The organism is Sphingobium boeckii (assembly GCF_014199215.1).
Lineage (GTDB): Bacteria > Pseudomonadota > Alphaproteobacteria > Sphingomonadales > Sphingomonadaceae > Sphingobium_A > Sphingobium_A boeckii.
The window spans coordinates 957005-978038 of the sequence record NZ_JACIJC010000001.1 but is presented as its reverse complement, the minus strand read 5'-3'; the positions used below and the strand labels follow the sequence as shown (position 1 = coordinate 978038).

At 61.1% G+C, this 21034-nt stretch carries 14 protein-coding genes and 1 pseudogene; 8 read left to right on the top strand and 7 right to left on the bottom strand.

Annotation, left to right across the window (positions count from 1 at the left end; all coding sequences use genetic code 11):
• Positions 1-38: 38 nt before the first annotated feature.
• Positions 39-1181: an efflux RND transporter periplasmic adaptor subunit gene (locus FHS49_RS04680; protein WP_425502664.1), complete on the top strand. Its 1143-nt coding sequence runs from the start codon at positions 39-41 to the stop codon at positions 1179-1181.
• Positions 1171-4380 (top strand): CusA/CzcA family heavy metal efflux RND transporter, encoded by a 3210-nt coding sequence (locus FHS49_RS04675; protein WP_281397028.1) that lies wholly within the window; start codon positions 1171-1173, stop codon positions 4378-4380. Before FHS49_RS04680 ends, FHS49_RS04675 begins: the two co-directional genes overlap by 11 nt.
• Positions 4381-5091: 711 nt before the next feature.
• Here the strand turns inward: FHS49_RS04675 and FHS49_RS19995 are convergent.
• From FHS49_RS19995 to FHS49_RS04660, 3 genes and pseudogenes are all read right to left on the bottom strand, one after another.
• Positions 5092-5202, bottom strand: a pseudogene (locus FHS49_RS19995) (PEPxxWA-CTERM sorting domain-containing protein); the annotation flags it as partial.
• Positions 5203-6901: 1699 nt separating this feature from the next.
• Positions 6902-7594 carry an anti-sigma factor family protein gene (locus FHS49_RS04665; RefSeq protein WP_184015693.1) on the bottom strand — a complete coding sequence of 231 codons (693 nt, stop codon included), beginning with the start codon at positions 7592-7594 and terminating at the stop codon, positions 6902-6904.
• Entirely contained in the window at positions 7591-8079 is a 489-nt protein-coding gene (locus FHS49_RS04660; protein ID WP_184015691.1) for an RNA polymerase sigma factor, read from the bottom strand. The genes FHS49_RS04665 and FHS49_RS04660 overlap by 4 nt, the downstream gene beginning before the upstream one ends.
• A 110-nt stretch (positions 8080-8189) precedes the next feature.
• Between FHS49_RS04660 and FHS49_RS04655 the strand changes: the two genes are divergently transcribed.
• The 3 genes from FHS49_RS04655 (at position 8190) to FHS49_RS04645 (ending at position 11506) form a co-directional block, all read left to right on the top strand.
• Positions 8190-9476, top strand: coding sequence for a S8 family serine peptidase (locus FHS49_RS04655; RefSeq protein ID WP_184015689.1), 1287 nt, complete (start codon positions 8190-8192; stop codon positions 9474-9476).
• Between the two features lie 79 nt (positions 9477-9555).
• Positions 9556-10452 (top strand): hypothetical protein, encoded by an 897-nt coding sequence (locus FHS49_RS04650; RefSeq protein WP_184015687.1) that lies wholly within the window; start codon positions 9556-9558, stop codon positions 10450-10452.
• A gap of 493 nt (positions 10453-10945) precedes the next feature.
• Positions 10946-11506 (top strand): YkgJ family cysteine cluster protein, encoded by a 561-nt coding sequence (locus tag FHS49_RS04645; RefSeq protein WP_184015685.1) that lies wholly within the window; start codon positions 10946-10948, stop codon positions 11504-11506.
• Between the two features lie 152 nt (positions 11507-11658).
• Here FHS49_RS04645 and FHS49_RS04640 read toward each other — a convergent pair whose 3' ends face one another.
• A complete protein-coding gene (locus FHS49_RS04640; RefSeq protein WP_184015683.1) occupies positions 11659-13098 on the bottom strand; it encodes an efflux transporter outer membrane subunit in 1440 nt (479 codons plus the stop codon).
• A gap of 98 nt (positions 13099-13196) precedes the next feature.
• On the opposite strand from FHS49_RS04640, the gene FHS49_RS04635 reads away from it, so the two are divergent.
• The 3 genes from FHS49_RS04635 (at position 13197) to FHS49_RS04625 (ending at position 18093) form a co-directional block, all read left to right on the top strand.
• Positions 13197-13814 carry a TetR/AcrR family transcriptional regulator gene (locus FHS49_RS04635; RefSeq protein WP_184015681.1) on the top strand — a complete coding sequence of 206 codons (618 nt, stop codon included), beginning with the start codon at positions 13197-13199 and terminating at the stop codon, positions 13812-13814.
• Between the two features lie 134 nt (positions 13815-13948).
• Positions 13949-15001: an efflux RND transporter periplasmic adaptor subunit gene (locus FHS49_RS04630; protein WP_221240365.1), complete on the top strand. Its 1053-nt coding sequence runs from the start codon at positions 13949-13951 to the stop codon at positions 14999-15001.
• Positions 14998-18093 carry an efflux RND transporter permease subunit gene (locus tag FHS49_RS04625; protein ID WP_184015677.1) on the top strand — a complete coding sequence of 1032 codons (3096 nt, stop codon included), beginning with the start codon at positions 14998-15000 and terminating at the stop codon, positions 18091-18093. Before FHS49_RS04630 ends, FHS49_RS04625 begins: the two co-directional genes overlap by 4 nt.
• An 848-nt stretch (positions 18094-18941) precedes the next feature.
• Here the strand turns inward: FHS49_RS04625 and FHS49_RS04620 are convergent.
• The 3 genes from FHS49_RS04620 to FHS49_RS04610 all read right to left on the bottom strand — a co-directional run bounded on the left by FHS49_RS04620 (position 18942) and on the right by FHS49_RS04610 (position 21031).
• Entirely contained in the window at positions 18942-20099 is a 1158-nt protein-coding gene (locus FHS49_RS04620) for a class I SAM-dependent methyltransferase (protein ID WP_184015675.1), read from the bottom strand.
• Positions 20096-20416: a hypothetical protein gene (locus FHS49_RS04615; protein WP_184015673.1), complete on the bottom strand. Its 321-nt coding sequence runs from the start codon at positions 20414-20416 to the stop codon at positions 20096-20098. Before FHS49_RS04615 ends, FHS49_RS04620 begins: the two co-directional genes overlap by 4 nt.
• A 147-nt stretch (positions 20417-20563) precedes the next feature.
• Complete coding sequence (locus FHS49_RS04610; protein ID WP_184015671.1) at positions 20564-21031, bottom strand: (2Fe-2S)-binding protein; 468 nt, start codon at positions 21029-21031, stop codon at positions 20564-20566.
• Positions 21032-21034: the final 3 nt, after the last annotated feature.

Sequence of the window (21034 nt, the reverse complement as noted above, 5' to 3'; positions counted from 1 at the left end):
CCCCAACGACCAACCAGAGTGAGGAACAAGCCTCATCTGTGGCCACCGAATATGAGCGCGGACCGCATCATGGACGCATGTTGCGCGACGGCGATTTCGCGGTCGAAGTGACCATCTTCGAAGACGGAGTGGACCCCGAGTTCCACATCTATGCCTATCGCGGCCACAACCCGGTCGCGCCGTCCGAGGTGCAGCTTGTCGTCGAGCTTACCCGGCTCGGCGGCAAGGTCGATCGGTTTGCCTTCACGCCCCAGGAGGACTTCCTGCGCGGCGGCGGGGTGGTCAAGGAACCGCATTCGTTCGACGTGAAGGTTCGTGCGGTCGAGGGCGGTCGTACGCACAATTGGGCGTATTCCTCTTATGAAGGGCGGACCACCATAAACGCCGATGCGGCACGGACGGGCGGCGTCAAATCCGAGCGCGCAGGCGCAGCATCAGTTGCCGAGCTTGTCGACATTTCAGGTCGGGTGGAGATTACCCCGGAGGGCAAGGCGGATGTTCGCGCAAGGTTGCCTGGACAGATCATGTGGATGACAGGTCAGCTCGGCCAGGTCGTGCGCAAGGGGCAGACGCTGCTGCGTGTCGAATCCAGCCACTCGCTGCAAACCTATGCAGTGCCGGCACCAATCAGCGGCATCATTGTCGAGAAAAACGCCAATATCGGCGACGTGACCGGCGATCGCGCGTTGTTCGTGATCGCCGACCCGACCAAGCTTCATGCCGAATTCTTCGTCTATCCGCGCGATGCAGAACGGATCCGGGTCGGGCAGAAAGTGATGCTGCGCAGCCTTTCGGGCGAAGCGCGACTGACGGGCGATGTCGAGGCGATCTTACCAACCGCCGATCTCGCCAGCCAGACGTTGATGGCGCATGTCCATTTGCCGGCATCCGCAGCGCAGAACTTCCGCCCCGGAATGGGCCTTGAGGGCTCATTCGCTGTGGCAGAGGCGCAGGTCCCGCTGGCGGTGCGCACCAAAGCGATTCAGCGCTTCCGTGATTTCGAGGTGGTCTACGCCAAGGTCGGCAATACTTATGAGGTCCGGATGCTCACGATCGGGCGGCGCACGCCCGAATGGACCGAGGTCCTGGGCGGACTGGAACCCGGCACCGAATATGTGACCGATGGCGCTTTCCTGATCCGGGCCGACATCGACAAGTCGGGGGCCAGCCATGACCATTGAGGATGGAATGACAATCGGGCGGCCCGCGCTGCTCGAACGCGTCGTCGCCGGCGCGATACGGCTCCGCTGGGCCATACTTGCTACCATCGCATTGTTGTGCGCGATCGGCATCTGGAGCTTTCAGCGGCTCCCGATCGACGCAACGCCCGACATCACCAATGTCCAGGTTCAGATCAACAGCGAGGCGGCCGGTTTCTCGCCACTTGAGGCAGAACAGCGGGTCACATTCCCGGTGGAGACCGCGATCGCAGGCCTGCCAGGATTGCAATATACCCGCTCGGTCTCGCGTTATGGCCTCTCCCAGGTCACCGCGGTGTTTGCCGACGGGACCGACATCTATTTCGCGCGACAGCTCGTCAATGAAAGGCTGCAGACGGCGCGGTCGCAATTACCGGCGGGCGTTGAGCCCGAGATGGGACCGATCGCGACCGGCCTCGGCGAAATCTTCATGTACACGCTTGAAGCGAAACCGGGCGCGCGCAAGCCCGATGGCGGCGCCTACAGCCCTGAAGATCTGCGCACCTTGCAGGATTGGGTGATCCGCCCGCAACTGCGCAACACGCCCGGCGTCACCGAAGTAAATTCGATCGGAGGGTTCGAGCGGCAATATCATGTGACGCCGCTGCCCGAGCGGCTGTCTGCCTATGGGCTCACCCTCAACGATGTCGTGGCTGCGCTGGACCGCAACAACGCCAATGTCGGTGCAGGCTATGTCGAACGCTATGGTGAGCAATATCTGGTCCGCGTGCCCGGCCAGGCTGCTGGGATCGACGATCTGAAGTCCATCATCGTCACCAATCGGGGCGGTGTACCGATCCGCGTTGCCGATATCGCCGATGTCGGCATGGGAGAAGAGCTCCGCACTGGTGCCGCGACGGAAAACGGTCAGGAGGTGGTGCTCGGCACCGTCTTCATGCTTGCCGGCGAGAATAGCCGCATCGTTGCACGTGCGGCGGCAGAGCGGCTCGAAGTGGCGGCGCGCGCGCTGCCGACGGGTGTCCGGGCCGTTGCGATCTACGACCGGACCGATCTAGTCGAACGTGCGATCTGGACAGTCGAGAAGAACCTGCTCGAAGGCGCATTGCTGGTCATCGTCGTGCTGTTCCTGCTGCTCGGGAACGTCCGAGCGGCCCTGATCACGGCTGCGGTCATTCCGATCACGATGCTGATGACAATCACCGGCATGGTCCAGGCGGGTGTCTCGGGCAATCTCATGAGCCTGGGCGCGCTCGATTTCGGGCTCATCGTCGATGGCGCCGCGATCATTGTCGAAAATTGTCTTCGCCGCTTTGGAGAGGCGCAGCACCGCTATGGCCGGTTGCTCGACCGGGAGGAGCGTTTCTCGCTGGCGGCCTCGGCCACCTCGGAGGTTATTCGCCCTTCGCTGTTCGGGGTGATGATCATCGCACTCGTCTATGTCCCGATCTTTGCGCTGACGGGCGTCGAGGGGAAGATGTTCCACCCGATGGCAATCACGGTCGTCATGGCGCTGACGGCAGCCCTGATCCTCTCGCTCACTTTCGTGCCCGCAGCGATCGCATTGTTTGTCAACGGCAAGGTCGAGGAGAAGGAAAGCCGGCCGATGAGCTGGGCAAGGCGCGCTTATGAGCCTGCACTTGCAACAGCGTTGCGCCTGCGCGTCGCGTTCGTCGTCGGTGCCGTCGCGATCATCGCCCTGGCAGGATTTGCAGCCACGCGGATGGGGTCCGAGTTCGTCCCCAATCTCGACGAAGGTGATATCGCAATGCACGCGCTCCGCATTCCCGGCACAAGTCTCAGCCAGGCAATCCAGATGCAGCGCATACTGGAAGCCCGTATGAAGCAGTTTCCAGAGGTGGAGCGGATCGCCTCGAAAATCGGAACCGCGGAGGTCGCCACTGATCCCATGCCACCATCGGTCGCGGATACCTTCATCATGCTGAAGGATCGCAAGGACTGGCCCGATCCGCGCAAACCCCGCGCCGAGCTGGTGCGGCAGATGCATGCCGCAGCCCTGACGATTCCGGGCAATAACTACGAATTCACCCAGCCCATCCAGATGCGGTTCAACGAACTTTTGTCGGGCGTCCGCGCAGATGTAGCCATCAAGGTGTTCGGCGATGATCTCGATTTGTTGCTCGGCGTCGGGCAGGCGATCGAAAAAATTGTCAGCGGCGTCGATGGCGCTGTCGATGTCGGTGTCGAACAGGTGACCGGTCTCCCCGTGCTCCAGATCACCCCCGATCGAGCCGCCCTTGCGCGGCTCGGCCTCAACATTGGCGATATCCAGGATGTCGTTGCGATATCGATCGGTGGCAAGGAGGCTGGCCAGATGTTCGAGGGCGACCGGCGCTTTCCCGTGGTCGTAAGGCTGCCAGAAGATATTCGCGAAAAGGTCGAGGAGATCGGCCGCCTGCGCGTACCGCTGGCAGCAACCGATGATGGGCCGCGTGGTTTTGTGCCCATACAGGACGTCGCCAGGGTCGAGGTCGTGATCGGCCCCAATCAGATCAGCCGCGAGGACGGCAAGAGGCGCGTCGTCGTGACCGCCAATGTCCGCGGTCGCGATCTGGGCTCGTTTATCGAGGAGTTGCGTCAGAAGGTCGATGCCGAGGTCGAAGTGCCGCCTGGCTATTGGATCAGCTATGGCGGGACATTCGAGCAGCTGATCTCGGCCGCCAAGCGGTTTCAGCTGGTTGTGCCCGCCGCAATGCTGATGATCTTCGGCCTCCTCTACTGGCTGTTCCGTTCGGCAAAAGATGCTGCGATCGTCTTCTCTGGCGTGCCGCTCGCATTGACAGGCGGCGTCGCAGCTTTGTTGCTTCGTGGCCTGCCGCTGTCGATCTCCGCCGGGATCGGGTTCATCGCTCTTTCGGGCGTCGCAGTGCTGAACGGCGTGGTCATGCTAAGCTTCATTCGCACACTCAGTGCGGAGGGCAGGCCGCTGGATGATGCGATACGAGAAGGCGCGTTGACGCGATTGCGGCCGGTACTGATGACGGCGCTCGTCGCCAGCCTGGGCTTCGTGCCGATGGCGTTCAATGTCGGCGCGGGCGCGGAAGTGCAACGGCCGTTGGCAACGGTGGTAATCGGCGGGGTCATCTCCTCGACCCTGCTGACCTTGCTGATCCTGCCTGCGCTCTACCGTCTCGCACACGGGCGAGCGCCTGCCCCTCCCAGCAATCCCCAGCTCCAGCCAGCCACCCAGGAGATCTTATGACTCTCAGACAATTCCGATAATGGTAAGCGGCTTCAACGCGACTAATGGCCTTGGGTTTGGCTTGCCGCCGCAGTACAAATTTTCCTCTAGAAGGGAATGGAGCATGACCGATGGTCGGGCAACCTGCGGGTTATTTGTGGGATCGAATCGCAGGACATCGCCCCTTGGCCCTGAGCGTCGGCCGCAAGGCTCAATTGCGCGCTCGCGATCGATTCCTGCTGACTCGCTTTTACGGCGCTCGGTACCGACGCCTCGTTCGCCAAAACGCTAGGGTGGAAGGATGACAATAAGAAACTGCGTGATGCCACGAAGGAAATTTACGGGGCCGACGAATATGAAACGATGCTGGCGGAGACGGCTGAAAAAGCAAAGCGAATAGCCTAGACGGGCTGGCTCGGGCAGACGGCCAATCCGCAATATTGCGACATCAATGTAAGTTCGGTGAGCATGATCAGCACGGCTGAGGCGCCGAACGACGCGACCAAGAACTGACACGCAATTGCAGCTTGCGCATAATGCGGAGGTCGCGCTCGTCAATTTTGGAGAGCGGATAAACCGATTTTTGAGTCTGGTTTCCCGCCGAGCAAAGGTGCTGAACCGTCACCCCTATCCCCGCCAGCTAACTCGCCGACCGAACTCAGCAAGGCTCGTGCACACAAAGAAGCCGCCGGAGGGAACCGGCGGCTTCATATTCTCGCACGATATGGTTCTTTAGACGAAGGATGGCGCCCGCTTGCGGCTTTTGGAGCGCATCGCGCCCCCGACGGCACCAAAGCCGACGAGCATCATGGCCCAAGTAGCCGGCTCCGGCACTGCGCCCGCACGACCGAAGAACGCGATGTGAGAAAGTGCCGGCAAACCTTTATTCTTGCCGTTCTGCAGGCCGTCCGTGGTATAAAAACCGTTATCGCCTGCGGCAGAATAAAGCATAAACTGGTTTCCGGATTTCACGGCGATATAATCAATGACAAAGCCGCTCGCTGTCCATTCTCCCGAACCGATTGATCCACCGGTAACGGCACCAAAGCCAGAATCGCTTTTCCCCAGGTAGTTCAAAACGATGTCGGGGCTTTTCGCATCATTATAAGCAATCTGGGTCTCAAGCACGGTATTAGGGGCAATATTGCCATCGAACTCACATCCAGTGGCCAATGAGCAACTGGCATCCACGAGCTTGATGGCCGCGGTGGCAGGAGCTCCCACCAATAATATCGTTGTCGCACAAGCTATCGTAACGATTGAACGTAGTGTTTTCATGGCAGAACTCCTGAACTGTCGCACTGTCTCTCGAACACGCCTGCGACTCCTGTCTCAGGCCCAGCTCAAGCAGATTCGCCGCAATTCAAAACTTTGTTAATCTTTGTTTTTTCGTCCTTTTTGTTCCGAAACAGCACGCAACTCGGGCGGGATTCGGCCATTCGTGTCCCGAGTGCGGTCGCAGTGGCTGGCATCCCCCCTTCCGTTATGAAAAGATTCAGAACGGAAGTCGCGCCGTTTATCTGAGTTAAATCTCCGTCCGCTGTTAGGTGCTTCTAAAGGCTCGACGAACGTCCCACATTAATCAGCCTTCTTTTGGTGCGTTCCTTCTGCGGCCATCATGGTCGTAGGAGAAGTGTCATGGGATTATCAGAATTCGATCCCGCTGCTCGCGAGCGAGTATCGCGCTGGCTGAGCAGCCACGCCCGAAGGTCTCTCTCCCCTCTCCGTAGCGATCAACCGTCATTCGCACTGCCTCCCTGCCTATTTTTCCGGTCACCGACATTGAACCACCGATGGCGCAACGTTTGAACAAACTTCAACTTTCCTCGAAAAAAAGTGCATTTTCGAACTCTCATCAGTTTGAGCGTGAAAACACAAATGGATGTACCAAGTTCGCGCTTTTCTGTTTCACCTGTCGCTAAGCCGATCTTGCCGTTTGCGGTGCATTCATGCGTCCGGTTTGTAGCCCTGTGGTCAAAGGCGGGCCTGGCCGGCCGATCCATTTGCATCCCAGCTGCTGGCGAACGCGCCTGGCGTTTTGAATGAAAGGTTAAATACGATTGTTGCAGAAACCTGGTTTTGGGCTATGTTTTTGCAGATCCGCTCAGAGGATGGCAATTATGACACAGCGTCCGCCGGTTTGGTTTTTCTTGGTGGTCGCGTTTACAATCGCAGCGTCGGCTTTTTTCCTCGGGCAATGGCATGACGGCGCGGGCGTTCCTGCAGTGATCCTTTTGACGACAATATGGGCGATTTACGCCCAGCGACATTTGGGATCTCGTGGCAGCCATTAGGTGGGCGATATGATGGACATGGTGACAGCTCTACGGGCTGAGATCTGCGTCCGCTCGGTGTGCCAGTCCGCGGCATATTTCATGGCCGCTCGCTAAATGTTGTGTCTTGAAGTTTTTCTGTCTGCTCCCGAACGAACGGATCGTGATGAGACAGGCACGACAGCAATAGACGCGGACTGCACCCAGGATCGAATATCTGGCCAATGGTTCTCAACCATTGATCTATATCTGCTGTCGTCGTCTTGCGATCATTGCCAGCCGCTGTTTCTGACCATCCGCTCCCCTGCGGCGTCCAACGGATCATCAGCCATCATGGCTTGGGCGGCGTCCATCAATTCGCCACTACTGGCCTGACGATAACCCTCGCCCGCCTTTTTCTCCCCCGCAATCACGCGCTTGAGCTGCCAATTACCACTGACACGACACGCTATGCCTGAGAGAGATGTGCCTTCGAACGTGCGGCAGATTTGGCCGGACCGGTCCCAAAATGTCAGACCGATGCGCGTCGCGGCACTGGCAGGCTGGGCGGATGCAAGCTGCGTGTTCAGGGATCTGGCCAAATCTCCCTGCGCGACCAGTTCGCCCTGCCGGCTTCCGACCAGCGCGGGGGTACCCAGATCAATCACCTGACCCAGCATGAGACCGATCACGAGAGCGGCTGCCATCGCGACAAGGCTCCGAGCCGGTAAAAAGACCGGCGCTTTCGACACGGCTTCCAAGGGTACGACCTGAAGATCCAGCAAATCCGTCAACCTGTCGGGCACCGGTGCTGCGATCACCGGCGCGAAATGGCCCTCTAATCTTGTTCGCAGGGAACGGTGCGCCGCCACCTGCGCGGCCAGCGCCGGGTCCGCCGCAATCAGCTTTTCGACGCGATTTGCGCTGAGAGGATCGAGTTCGTGATCCGCAAAGGCCATCAGCATTTCAGGGTCGATCGTCATGCAGCCTCTCCCAGATGGGCCATCAGCGCATCCCGCCCGCGGCACAGCCGCGATGTCAGTGTACCGATCGGAATGTTCAGAATTTCAGCCGCCTCCTTATAGGCAAAGCCTTCGACCAGAACGAGCGCGATCACCTCACGTTGCTCATCGGGTAGCTTCTCCATGGCACGGCCGACATTGCCGATCTCCGCCGCCATCTCCGTGCGTTTGTCGCCGTCATCGCCCACGCTCAGTCCGGCCTCCTCGGTGACGAATGTTTGCCCCCGGCGCGTGCGGGCGCGGACTTCGTCGATCCAGAGGTTGCGCATGATCCGGTACATCCAGCTATCCAATCTCGTTCCGACCTGCCACTGATCCTTCGATCGCAGCGCGCGCTCGATCGATGCCTGGCACAGATCATCGCCGTCCGCGGCGTCGCGCGACAAGCTCAAAGCAAAACGCCGAAGCCTCGGCAACAAGGCCAGCAAATCGCGTTCAAACGCCATCAGGCCGGGGTCCAGTCTTTGATCATTGAGGATTAAACGGATGATCCCAGCCGTTTAATCCGTCATATCTTCAAAAGGCACAAACATTTTAGTGAAACTGGACAGAGACGATGCGTGTGACCAAGAAGAAGCCGCTCCGGTGGGCAAGATTCGCACTGCCGCTCGTGCTGACGGCCGTTCCCACAATGCTGGCGGCACAGATCGTCGCGCCCGGTGGGGTGATCGGCACTGCGCTGGACCGGCTGCCCCTGCCTGATCTCGACCGCCTGCCCGGCGGAGATGTGAGCCGGCGGCTGACGGATGTCAGGATGGACCGGCTGGAATCGCTGGTCCGTGCCAATCGCGGAATTGTGGAATTTGATGACCGGCGCAATCCGGCAGTGAGTGGCGTATTGATCCTGACCGATCCCAGTGAGGCCGATGTCGCGAACGCCGCGCGGGCCGGCTTTGCGGCGATCGGGCGCGAAACGATCGAAGGTGTCGACATAGAATTGGTGCGGCTCGCGGTGCCCAACGGGCAATCCCTTGGTAATGCGATCAAAGCGCTGCGCAAGCAGATGCCGGGAGCGGATATCAGCGCTGACACGCTTTATTGGCCAAGTGGCCTCGCGCTGACCGTAATTGCGGCCGGTGTACAGACGGCCAGCAGCCGTCCGGTCGCGAGGCCCGCGATTGGCATGATCGACGGCGGCGTCGCCGCGCATCCGGCGATCAGGGGTGCCATCGAGGCCAAGGGCTTTGCCCGTGGCGCGCCATCGGCGAGTGCGCATGGTACGGCGATCGCTTCGCTATTGATCGGATCGGGGGCGGTGCGCGGGGCTGCGCAGGGCAAATCCCTGTTGGCGGCCGACGTCTATGGCAATGATGTTGCGGGCGGCAATGCGACGGCCATCGCGCGGGCTCTGGGCTGGTTCGTCCAGCGCGGCGTCCCGATCGCCACGATCAGCCTTGTGGGTCCGGCCAATCCGCTGCTTGGCAAGACCGTGGCCAGCGCGCAGGCCAAAGGGCTGATCATCGTCGCTGCGGTCGGCAATGACGGTCCTGCTGCCCCGCCGGTCTATCCTGCATCCTACCAGGGGGTGATCGCCGTCACCGGCATCGACGGGCGCGGCCGCGCCTTGCCTGAGGCCGGACGCGCCGCACATCTCGATTATGCCGCGCCCGGGGCCGATATGCTGGTCGCTGCCTTAAGCGGCAAAACTGCGCGCGTGAGAGGCACCTCTTATGCCGTTCCTCTCGTTGCTGCCCGTCTGGCCCAGCATTATCCACTGCAGGCTCCCGCGCGCCGCAACACGGCGATCAAAGCGCTCGATGCCGAAGCGCAGGATCTCGGCGCCAAGGGCCAAGACAAGATGTTTGGCCGCGGCCTGATCTGCGGCCCATGCGCCACGCGCTGACACTTTTTTGCGAGAGCCGGGATTAAATCCAGAGTGGCCTCCGTTGTCTCCCACGAGCGGTTCATCTGGGAGATTTGAAATGAAGATTTTTCTGACAGGCACGAGCATCCTCAGCGTCATGGCCCTTGCGGTCCCTGCCTCTGCACAGCTTCTGGGCGGCGGCGGCGGTCTTGGCGGCAATCTGGGCGGCACGCTCGGTGGCGTCACCGGCTCACTCGGCGGCATGGGCAGTACTATGGGCGAAACCCGGATCGAGCGCAGCGTCGATCGCCGCACTGGAACGGCCAGGGTGGACACGCGGGCCAGCCGCAGTGCCAACGGCAATGCTGGCGGAGACGCCAATATTATCGGTAACACCCTCTCTGGCTCTACCAATGGCAGCGCCTCGGGTTCGGCTGGAAGCAGTGTCGCGGCCCAAGCGGTGGGCACCGATTTCGTACGCGATACGGCCGCACAGACGGTCGGAGCGGCACGTGGCACGGCAGGCCAGGCCGCAGACAAGGCCCGCGACACCGTGAGCGGCGGCAGAAATGCCGTCTCCCGTGCCGCGGGTTCGGCGGGTGCTGTATCCGGTGCTGTGTCTGGCAGCGCGACTGGCGCTGGCTCGGCGCAAGGTGACCTCGGCCAATTAGCGCTGGCCGGATCGGGTGCCGCAAACGGCGTGGGCATGTTTGCGGTTCAACCCGGCATGGCCGTGCTGGATGGTCGGGGTCGGGTGATCGGCACCGTGCAGGATGTGCGCACCAGCGGAAACGGCGTCGTTCAGCAAGTGCTGATGAGCGTCGGCGATCGCACCGCATCCCTTCCCGCCGCGAACTTCTCCGGCACCGGCAATGCGCTCGTCTCGGGCATGGGCAAAGCGGATGTGAAGGAGCAAGCCAAGCAGCAGGAAAAGGCCGCTGCCACCGAACCGGCAGGTGACGCGCAGGCTCCCAAAGCCCGGGCAGCGGGCCGCGAGGCGAGGTCGAACCAATAAGAGAACTCTCGAGAGCAGGTTTATGCGCGCGCCATCCTCCGGCGCGCGCATAATTTCGTCGCGTTGCGGCGGTTTGAGAGCACCAGCGCCGTGCGGATTGCTCTCCTGGGACAAATTTCCCTTTTTGCGGTGTGGCAATGCATACGTTATCTCAGGCCTCCTTCTGATGAGGAGACCATGCCAGACGGCTGGATATGGCGCGAAACTGGGAACGCCGAGGTCGGGACGGCAGGCAAGGTAGGCCGGCATCACGGCTAGTCGCTCATTTATCGATCCGAAGCGGTGGCTGGAGAGGGGCGCTGATTCCACGGGGGGCCATCAGTAAAAGGCGGTCGACCTTGAGTTTCAGCTTTCAAAAGCAGACCGTGGCTCCTGGGACAGGCTATCAAAGGTGGGCGTCCGAAGCGGTCTCGACCTCGGATGGGATAGCGGACGCGGCCATCATTTGCTTGTGCCTCTTGTATTCTCGGGGACGCGGAGGCACCGGGCTTGGATGCCCACAGAGAAATCCCTGGAAACTGATCTGCTGGGGCCGGTCCTTGGCGATCGCGATTGCGGCGCGTGCACGATGTGCTGCACCGTTCTCACAGTGGATACGCCCGAGTTCGAAAAACCGGCTGGACGGCCCTGCGTTCATCTCGCCTTGCACGGCTGCAATATTCACGCCGCGCGTCCGCACATCTGCCGGACATGGTTTTGTGCCTGGCGGAGGATTGCGGGAATGCCCGATGACGCCCGTCCGGACCGGTCCGGCATTTTGGTTTCGCTCGATTTTGTGCGCGACCCGAGCAACTGCTTCGAAGGCGTCTCGATCATGGTCCGCATGCACCCTGGTAGCAAGGCGATCGAAAATGGTATGGCATCATCCATTCTCGACGTCCTGTGCGATCGGCTGGTGCCCGTGTGGTTCAGCGACGGAACCAAGAAAATGTTGATGCACCCGGAGGATTGCGTTGCCAGTCTCGTCATATCGGGAGGCGCTGCACCGCCACATTTGAGAGATGAGGTGGCGGCATGGCGAGAGCGATACGGCGTTTTCGCAACCAAGGGTTAGCTTCGCCCGATCGCTGTCCTTGCATACCTTCGAACCGGGACAGGATTTTGCCAGAGACGGTTCGCATTCGGGAATTCGATTTTCACGGCTGAAGGCCCCGAAGAGAGGCGCTAACGAAGCGCCAGCCAGTCGCTGTAAAGGTGGCGTAACCGCTAGCCGGTCCACCCACCGCCTATGGCCCGGAAAGACGCGACCGCCGCCCGCGCCGTTTCAGTCTTTGCCTGCGCGCGCGCATCGCGCGTGTCCAAAAGGCGGCGGTCTGCGTCCAACACTTCGATCAGGCTAACTGCGCCGCCCTTATAGGCGGCAAGAGATGCGGATTGGGCACGCTCAAAGGCCAGTTCGCCCTTCCCGAGCGTCGCCTCCTGTGCTTCACGCTTGACTAGCGCCGACAGGGCGTTTTCGACATCTTCGGATGCGCGCAGGATGGCCTGGCGGTAGGCTGCCAGAGCTTCGGCATGGCCACCCTTGGCCGACGCGATTTCCGCATCGATGCGTCCAAAGTCAAATAGCCGCCAGCGCAAGCCGAGAAAGCCCTGTGCCTGAGACGCGCCGCCGGACAGGAGATTGCCGGCGCTTGTGGTTGCCGTGCCGAACAACCCGCCAAGCGAGAACTTCGGGAAATATTCAGCCATGGCGAGACCGATCCGCGCATTGGACGCGATCAACCGGCTTTCTGCGATCATCAGATCAGGGCGGCGGCGTAGCAAATCCGCTGGCGACCCGATATCCGTGAGTACCGGCGCATGGGGAATGGAAGCCGAGACCGACAGCATATTTCTATGTGCACCGGGCTGGACGCCCAGCAAGACATCGAGAGCGTTCATGGCAGCGTTGAGCCCGTCCTCCAACGTTGGCACGCTTGCTTCGACCTGCGACAGCGCGCCCTCGGCCTGTCTCAGTTCCAGCTCCGCCGCCACCCCCTTGGCATATTGAAGTCGAACGATCTCGACGAGGCGCTTCTGGGTATCCACCTGAGCGGTCGCGACACCGATCCGAGCCTGAAGGCCCCGAATGACGATATAAGTGTCGGCCGCCTGCGCCGCGACGGTGAGCCGGGCGGCAGCGACGCCCGCCTGCGAACCCTGGTAATTCGCAAGAGCGACCTCCTGTCCGCGCCTGAGGCCACCAAAAACATCAGCCTCCCACCCCGCAGACAGATTGCCTTCATAAACCTCCCCATTGCGATCGAAACCAGGGCTGGACTGGGCAATGCGCCCCACAGGCGTTTCAAGCGACTGACGAGCCGCTGTGGCCTGCGCGGAAAACGATCCGGACGGCAACAGCGCGGCATTCGCTGTGCCGAGCGATGCGCGCGCCTGCGTGACTCGCGCCTTGGCCTGCGCAATGTCCAAATTCTGCTGCAGTGCTGAATCGACCAGGCTCGACAACATCGGATCACCGAAACTCGCCCACCATTGCGACGTCGCAGCCTCTATTTGAGGAGATTGAACTGTTCGTTCCAAGGCCTGCTGCGCACCGAAAAACGCGGAAGGCTGAGACATCTCGGGCCGGACATAATCCGGACCAGCCGCACAGGCAGACAATGCGATCGCGAGCAAGGAGGGCAAAGCGAAGCTGGACAGGCGCATGACAATCCTCCTGAAATGGACATGGTAAAAATGAGTGTGACTTATATCTATATTGGTCACAGGTTGTCAATCCCATCCCACATTGGTATCATGGGCGCATGAACGACATATCAGACATCACCACCGGCATACGTGGCCCCGTTGAGACGTATAAGCGCGACCAGATTGTCGATGCCGCCAAAGAGCATTTCAGCCTTTATGGCTATGCGAAAACCACCGTATCGGACCTTGCCAAGGCGATCGGATTTTCCAAAGGCTATATCTATAAATTCTTCGAGTCCAAACAGGCGATCGGCGAGGCGATCTGCGCATCGTGCCTCGGTGCCATCCTGGCTGCGGTCGAGGAGTCGCTGGCGGATGGAACCAGCGCCACTGACAAATTCAGGCGTTTTTTCAAGACTATAGTGGATAATAGCGCCGAACTCTTTTTTGCTGATCGCAAGCTTTATGACATCGCTGCGGTATCGAGCGATGAGAAATGGTCGTCTTCCGTATCCTATCTCGCACGCGTGGAAGAGATCCTCACTGCCATTCTGCTGGAGGGGCGGCAGTCCGGCGAATTCGAGCGCAAGACGCCTTTGGACGAAACATGCCGCAGCATCATGCAGGTGATGCAACCGTTCATGCAGCCCACCATGTTGCAGTTCAATCTCGACGTACTGCCCGATGGCCAGACGGCGGTCTCCAATCTGGTCCTGCGAAGTCTGGCACCCTGAAATTGTGACTAGTGACCAGTTGACAATATAGTCACTCGGTGCGAAACGGGGTTCAACTCCAGGGGAGAACGCCCATGTTCCCAATCACGTCCGCGCGTCGGGCTTCAGCCAATGCCACAATCTCCACGGCCCTGATGGGCGCCTCGCTCCTCGCGCTTTCCGCCTGCTCCAGCGCGGAGGCCGACCCGCGCAGCGACCCGCCTTATGTCCGCATCGCGACGCTCACCGACGGCGGCGTGCAGGGACGCGATTTCACGGGCATCGTCTCGGCGAAGGTGCAGAGCGATCTCGGTTTTCGCGTGCCGGGAAAAATCGTCGAACGCCTGGTCGATACTGGCCAGGCGGTGCACCGGGGGCAGCCGCTCATGCGCATCGACCGCACCGATCTCGGCCTGGCCATCATCGCTTCGGCGGGTGCGGTTGAGGCGGCGCGCGCGCACGCCCTGCAGACAGCGGCGGATGAGGCGCGCTTTCGCGATCTGGTTTCGGCCGGCGCGGTCTCGGCTTCGGCCTATGACCAGGCGAAGGCCGCCGCAGACGCAGCACGGGCGCAGTTGCGCGCGGCGCAGGCCCAGGCAGGCGTGAGCCGCAACGAGGCGGGCTATTCCATCCTCGTTGCCGATGCGGACGGGATCGTCGTCGAGACACTGGCCGAACCCGGCCAAGTGGTCGCGGCGGGCCAGACGGTCGTGAAACTCGCGCGCGCGGGCGCACGAGAAGCCGTGATCGATCTGCCCGAAACGGTCCGCCCCGCGGCTGGCAGCCATGCCAGTGCGACAGTGTTCGGCAGCGGGATTACTGGGGCTGCACGCTTGCGCCAATTGTCCGATGCCGCCGATCCGGCGACGCGCACCTATGAAGCGCGTTATGTTCTTGAAGGCGCAGCGGCAAGCGCGCCGCTCGGCGCGACGGTGACTGTCAGGCTGGCCCAACCGGGCGCGACGTCCTTGGCGCAGGCGCCGCTGGCTGCGATCCATGACAATGGCAAGGGGCCGGGTGTGTGGGTCATCAACGGCAAGCGTCCGACTGTCACCTGGCGGCCGGTCCGTCTGGCTGCGATCGGCGAGGAGACGGTGGCGATCAGGGGCGGCCTGCGGACCGGCGAGCGCTTCGTGGCGCTGGGCGCGCATCTGCTTCACGAAGGCCAGGCCGTGCGCCTCACGCCCGGCATGGGTGCCCAGCAGTGAGCGGGTTCAACCTTTCCGCGCTCGCGGTAAGGGAACGGCCGGTCACGCTCTTCCTGATCATCGCCATATCGGTCGCGGGGCTGTTCGCCTTCTTCAATCTGGGACGCGCCGAAGACCCAAGTTTCACGGTCAAGGCGATGACCGTCATCACCAGCTGGCCCGGCGCGACCGCGCAGGAGATGCAGGATCAGGTTGCCGAGCCGCTGGAAAAACGGATGCAGGAGCTGAAATGGTATGACCGGACCGAGACCTTTACCCGTCCAGGTCTGGCCTTCACCACGGTCACACTGAAGGATGCCACGCCGCCCAAGGATGTGCCGGAAGAATTCTATCAGGCGCGCAAGAAGCTCGATGATGAAGCCCCGAAATTACCACGCGGTGTCCAGGGGCCGTTCGTCAACGATGAATATGGCGACGTAACCTTCGCGCTCTATGCGCTCAAGGCCAAGGGCGAGCCCCAGCGGCTGCTGGTGCGGGAGGCCGAAACCATCCGGCAGCGCCTGCTGCACGTTCCCGGCGTGAAGAAGGTCAATATCATCGGAGAGCGGCCCGAGCGGATTTTCGTCGAATTTTCCTATGCACGCCTCGCCAATCTGGGTCTTTCGGCACGCGATATCTTCTCCGCGCTCAACGATCAGAATCTGATCACGCCCGCAGGCTCGATCGATACCAACGGACCGCAAATTCAGGTGCGGCTGGATGGCGCGTTCGACGATCTCCAGAAGATCCGGGATACCCCGATCATATCGGGTGGGCGCACGCTCAAACTGTCTGACATTGCCGACGTCAAGCGCGGCTATGAAGATCCCGCCACCTTCCTCATCCGCAATCAGGGCGAACCCGCGCTGATCCTGGGTGTCGTGATGAAGGAGCGTTATAATGGGCTCCAGCTTGGCGAAGATCTCTCCAAGCAGGCGTCTGCGATCACCGCGCAAATGCCGCTCGGCCTGTCCTTCTCCAAGGTGACCGATCAGGCGGTGAATATCGAAGAAGCTTACGGCGAATTCATGCTGAAGTTCTTCGTGGCTTTGGCAGTGGTTATCGCGGTCAGTCTGGTCAGTCTCGGTTGGCGCACCGGTATCGTGGTCGCCATGGCGGTGCCGCTGACATTGGCGGCCGTGTTCGTCATCATGCTGGCCACTGGACGCGATTTCGATCGCATCACCTTGGGCGCTCTTATCCTGTCGCTCGGCCTGCTCGTCGATGATGCGATCATCATCATCGAGACGATGGTCGTCAAAATGGAGGAAGGGTTGGACCGGATCGCGGCCGCAACCTACGCCTGGGGGCATACTGCAGCACCGATGCTGGCGGGCACGCTGGTCACCACGATCGGGCTCATGCCGGTGGGCTTCGCCAAATCGGGTGCAGGCGAATATGCGGGCAATATCTTCTGGGTGGTGGGGTTCGCCCTGCTGACATCCTGGGTGGTGGCAGTGATTTTCACGCCCTATCTCGGCGTGAAGCTGTTGCCCGATATCAAGCCGGTCGTTGGCGGTCATGCCGCTATTTACGATACGCGGCGTTATCGCCAACTTCGCGCGCTGCTTGGCCGGACCATCGCGCACAAGAAGAAGGTGGTATTCGGCGTGGTAGCGCTTCTGTTCGTCTCGGTATTCCTGATGGGGTTCGTGCGGCAGCAATTCTTCCCGATCTCTGACCGCCCTGAAGTGTTCGTCGAGGTTCAGATGCCCCATGGCAGCAGTATCGAGGCCACCGGCGCAGCCACCGCCAAGATCGAGACGTGGCTGAGGAAGCAGCCCGAGGCCAGGATCGTCACGGCCTATATCGGCCAGGGCGCACCGCGTTTCTATCTCGCCATCTCTCCCGAACTGCCCGATCCCTCATTTGCGAAAATCGTGGTCCTCACCCCCAATGAAAAGACGCGCGAGGCGCTCAAGCGCCGCGTGCGGCAGGTGGCTGCGCAAGGGCTGGTTCCCGAAGCCCGCATCCGCGCATCGCAGATCGTATTTGGTCCCTATTCCCCCTTCCCGGTCGCCTTCCGCGTCATGGGACCGGACCCGAGCACGGTCCGCGCGATCGCAGAACGAGTGCGCGGCGTGATGCTGAAGAATCCGTCCATGCGTCAGGTCAATACCGATTGGGGCGAGCGTGTTCCCACCGTTCATTTCGTGCTCGATCAGGACCGTCTGCGCGCAATCGGCCTGTCATCGCACGATGCCTCCGAACAGTTGCAATTCCTGCTGACTGGCGCGCCGGTGACGCAGGTGCGCGAGGACATCCGCTCGGTCGAAGTGGTTGCCCGCAGCGCAGGGCCAGACCGGCTTGATCCCGCCAGACTGAATGCATTCACACTGACCGGCGCGCAGGGTCAGCGCGTGCCGCTCGACCAGATCGGCAAAGCGGAAATCCGGATGGAGGATCCGATCCTGCGCCGCCGCGACCGTTATACGACGATCACGGTTCGCGGCGACATTGCCGAGGGCACGCAGCCGCCCGACGTGTCGCTACAAGTGATCAAGGGGCTCGAGACGGTGAAACAGACCCTGCCGGCTGGTTACAAGATCGAAACCGCCGCCGCGCTTGAAGAGGCCGGCAAGGCCAATGCCGCGCTTGCCGCCATCTTCCCGATCATGATTATCCTGATGATGATCGTCATCATCTTCCAGCTGCGCTCGATGGCCGCGATGGCGATGACGTTGCTCACCGCCCCGCTCGCTCTGGTGGGCGTGGTACCGACCCTGTTGCTGTTCCACCAGCCATTCGGGTTCAACGCGATCCTCGGACTGATCGGGCTGGCCGGGATCATCATGCGCAACACGCTGATCCTGGTCGGGCAGATCCACCAGAATGAAAAGGACGGGCTCGATCCCTATCATGCCGTGGTCGAGGCGACGGTGCAGCGCGCGAGGCCGGTGATCCTGACGGCGCTGGCGGCCGTGCTGGCGTTCATTCCGCTCACAACATCGGTCTTTTGGGGATCACTGGCCTTCACGCTGATTGGGGGCACGATCGGAGGCACGGCGCTGACCTTGGTGTTTTTGCCCGCGCTTTACGCCATCTGGTTTCGGATCAAGCCGGTGACCGATGCCGTTGGGCATGTCCCATCGTCTCCTCGAGCGACCCAATGAGCATCTGCTCAAAGTGGATCGAAAGCACGCCGATCTTGCTGCGCTGCGTCGCGAGCTGAAGGCGGTCAATGGTTCGTGAGAGGGAGGCATTGCTGCCGATTGCCAGATCATTGAAGCCTTGGGGCCTACACTGCCGACTTGAATGGGGGGGCGTTGAAGCGCTTTTTGCTCGATAGTAAGAAGCGGAACGTCCGCTCCTAAGAGCGCGAATCTTGCTGCTGAGCGGCTACACAGGGTCGGGAGCAGCATCTGCGCTTTCGCCCAACTTTTGCCAATTACGCTGCCCTAATCGCTCGCACCTCGGTGGCGGCAACCGATCCGAACTATGATTTGCCGGAGAAACGCCTCGCCGAATGCCCGAAGACAAAGTGCCACCATCCCACCTAGTAGCCTTCAGATCCTTTCCGCCAGGCGATCCGCAGCAGGCGTGCCGTCAGCGCTGCCGAAGCGGATTCCCAGCATCCGCCACGATCTCTCGCGCATCAACACGACGCCGGGATCTGTTTCTCGACCAAATCCGCTCGCCTATGCCTCCATCATACCTAGGCGCGCGTTCCGGAGTTATCTGGTGATGTCGATGTTCGAAAAAGGCGATCACATAGGTGATGTTTCACTGGCCGCTGCGTCGTCGGCGATAGGGATCATCCATGTCGCCCTGACGCGGCGCGGGCCGAGGCTAGACGCGTGTCTGCTCGGTGCTCGGCACAACGGACGGATTCGCGCCTGTGCCCTACACTTTTTCCGACGGAACCGCGCCGTCGCCGCCCGATTTCCTGATCGAGATCGAAGCGATCGTCGTAGTTCCGGATGAAAAATCGGGCCTGCTCCTACCCCGTGTCCCTGGCCGCTTAAGCGGTCCCGGAAGCCACGAACCATGAACGAAAAACGCCCTCGCTTTCGGCCCCAAAGCGAAACGGCCCCTGCCGCGCCGCCGGGCTCGTGGGCTGGTAACCAGTCATCACATCGCCAAACCCCGCCGCCACCATCATCTTCATATAGTCAGCCGTCAGCGCGCCACGCCAGTTTGGCTCATTATTATACTGGGCCTCCAATTCGCCGTTGAGTTCGACCCAAGTGTCAGAATTATCGTGAAGGAGCGGCACTTCGAGATGGACGGCGAGACCCCCTGGGCGAAGAAGGCGCCGACTTTCCGCAAGAATATTGAACATTGCTGCTTGAGACGTCTCGTGAAACAGCACGCAACTGAAGACCAGATCGAAGCTGGCATCTGAAAAATCGGTGCGCTCCGCGCTTTGCTGCGAAAAATGCACGGGAGCGCCCAGATGCTCGGCGCGCGCATGGGCATAACGCAAGATGGACGCGCCGACATCGATCCCATGCACCTCGGCGTCGGGAAAACATTGCGCGGATGGCACGGTGCTGGTGCCGATCCCGCAGCCCATATCGAGAATGCGCTCCGGAGTGAAGTCAGGGCGGCGGGTCAGCACATGTGCCATCGCGGTCTGGCCGCGCAAATCGTTGAGCATCCCGCCATTTCGACCGAGCATGAATACAGCCCCGCCGCGATCCATCACCGCGCCCTGCATGAGCGAGCCATCGTCATGGGCGTTGCCGCCCGGCATCAGATGGATATCGCCGCGCAGGATATAATCGGGCGGAACGAAACTCTCACTGGTCCGGACCGAGCCGCGCGGCGCGGCAATTTCCGCCAATGCTTCAAGCTGAGGTGCCTGACGTTCCACGCTGTCGCCAACCGTCGCCCATAATTGACGCTGTGATTCCCGCTTCAGGGCCAGCCAGGTGCGAAAACTTTGATGCTGGGACATGCGCGCGCGAAGGTCGGCGACGCCATTGTTTGACCCCGCCTTGTCCAGCGAACGCCCCTCCTCATCAGCCAATTCGGCCTGAACGCCTTCAAGCGGGCCGTTAACGAACTGTTTGAGGTCCCGAACGAATAATTGCTCGACTAACTCATCGTGGCTGGGGACCGCAATCAACGGGTGGCAAAGGTCTGCGCGCCTTTCGGCGAGTTTTTGAACGCTCATGCAGACTCTCCTCTCTTTGTTGCGAGATCGCCCTGCGCCGCTTCACGCAATGGCCTGAAAACCTTGGCGAGGATGCGCTGGCGCTGCGCATCGCGTTCCACCTGCGCGTCACCCGGCGGGTCGAATTGATCAATTGCCCCACGTTCCAGCGCACCCGCGCTGATCAGAAGTCGCTCGCAGGCGTCGAGCCGCGCACGCAAAACGGTGACTTCGGAAGTGAGCCCGACGATCATCGCGAGAAATTGCTCGTCCAGTGCGCGGCTGTTCTCGATGGCCTCGAGCCGATTGGGCGTTCGTGGCAGCGACTGGCGGATCATAGGGCACGCCCATGCGAGGTTGGCCGAACGCAGCAAAGCGCGTCACTGGACTGCGGCAAAAATGTCCATTCATCCATATCGAAGTTACCTGTATTGATCTGGAGATACATGTCGAACACCATGATTTTGACAATCAACGCAATAGATTCATGCTTTTGACAATTGCCCAGCAGCGCGCTGGATCGCCTTGACCACCCGTGAATATGTGCCGCAGCGGCAGATGTTGGAGATCGCGCCGCCAATTTCGCTTTCCGAGGGCTTGGGCGTCTCCTTGAGCAGCGCCGCCGCGGCCATGATCATTCCGGTTTGGCAGAAACCGCATTGCGGGACTTGCTCGACGATCCACGCCGTCTGCAGGGGGTGCGGCTTGTCGGGCGTACCCAATCCTTCGATGGTGGTAATTCTTGAGCCTGGGGGCACATCACCGAGCTGCATCATGCACGCGCGCACCGCCTCGCCGTTCACATGCACGGTGCAGGCACCGCAAAGGCCAATGCCGCAGCCGTATTTCGCGCCGGTCAGATGCAGCAAGTCCCGCAATGCCCAAAGCAAGGGCATGTCGCCATCGCCGTCGAGCTTCCGGTTCCGACCGTTCACGTTGAGTTCTTGAGCCATAGC

Coding starts and splice junctions, on each gene's coding strand:
- FHS49_RS04660 (WP_184015691.1), bottom strand. CDS start 8,079: ATGGCGTTTGAACGCGATTTGCTGGCCTTGTTGCCGAGGCTTCGGCGT.
- FHS49_RS04645 (WP_184015685.1), top strand. CDS start 10,946: ATGCCCACAGAGAAATCCCTGGAAACTGATCTGCTGGGGCCGGTCCTT.
- FHS49_RS04675 (WP_281397028.1), top strand. CDS start 1,171: ATGACCATTGAGGATGGAATGACAATCGGGCGGCCCGCGCTGCTCGAA.
- FHS49_RS04610 (WP_184015671.1), bottom strand. CDS start 21,031: ATGGCTCAAGAACTCAACGTGAACGGTCGGAACCGGAAGCTCGACGGC.
- FHS49_RS04635 (WP_184015681.1), top strand. CDS start 13,197: ATGAACGACATATCAGACATCACCACCGGCATACGTGGCCCCGTTGAG.
- FHS49_RS04620 (WP_184015675.1), bottom strand. CDS start 20,099: ATGAGCGTTCAAAAACTCGCCGAAAGGCGCGCAGACCTTTGCCACCCG.
- FHS49_RS04615 (WP_184015673.1), bottom strand. CDS start 20,416: ATGATCCGCCAGTCGCTGCCACGAACGCCCAATCGGCTCGAGGCCATC.
- FHS49_RS04655 (WP_184015689.1), top strand. CDS start 8,190: ATGCGTGTGACCAAGAAGAAGCCGCTCCGGTGGGCAAGATTCGCACTG.
- FHS49_RS04630 (WP_221240365.1), top strand. CDS start 13,949: ATGGGCGCCTCGCTCCTCGCGCTTTCCGCCTGCTCCAGCGCGGAGGCC.
- FHS49_RS04665 (WP_184015693.1), bottom strand. CDS start 7,594: ATGACGATCGACCCTGAAATGCTGATGGCCTTTGCGGATCACGAACTC.
- FHS49_RS04640 (WP_184015683.1), bottom strand. CDS start 13,098: ATGCGCCTGTCCAGCTTCGCTTTGCCCTCCTTGCTCGCGATCGCATTG.
- FHS49_RS04650 (WP_184015687.1), top strand. CDS start 9,556: ATGAAGATTTTTCTGACAGGCACGAGCATCCTCAGCGTCATGGCCCTT.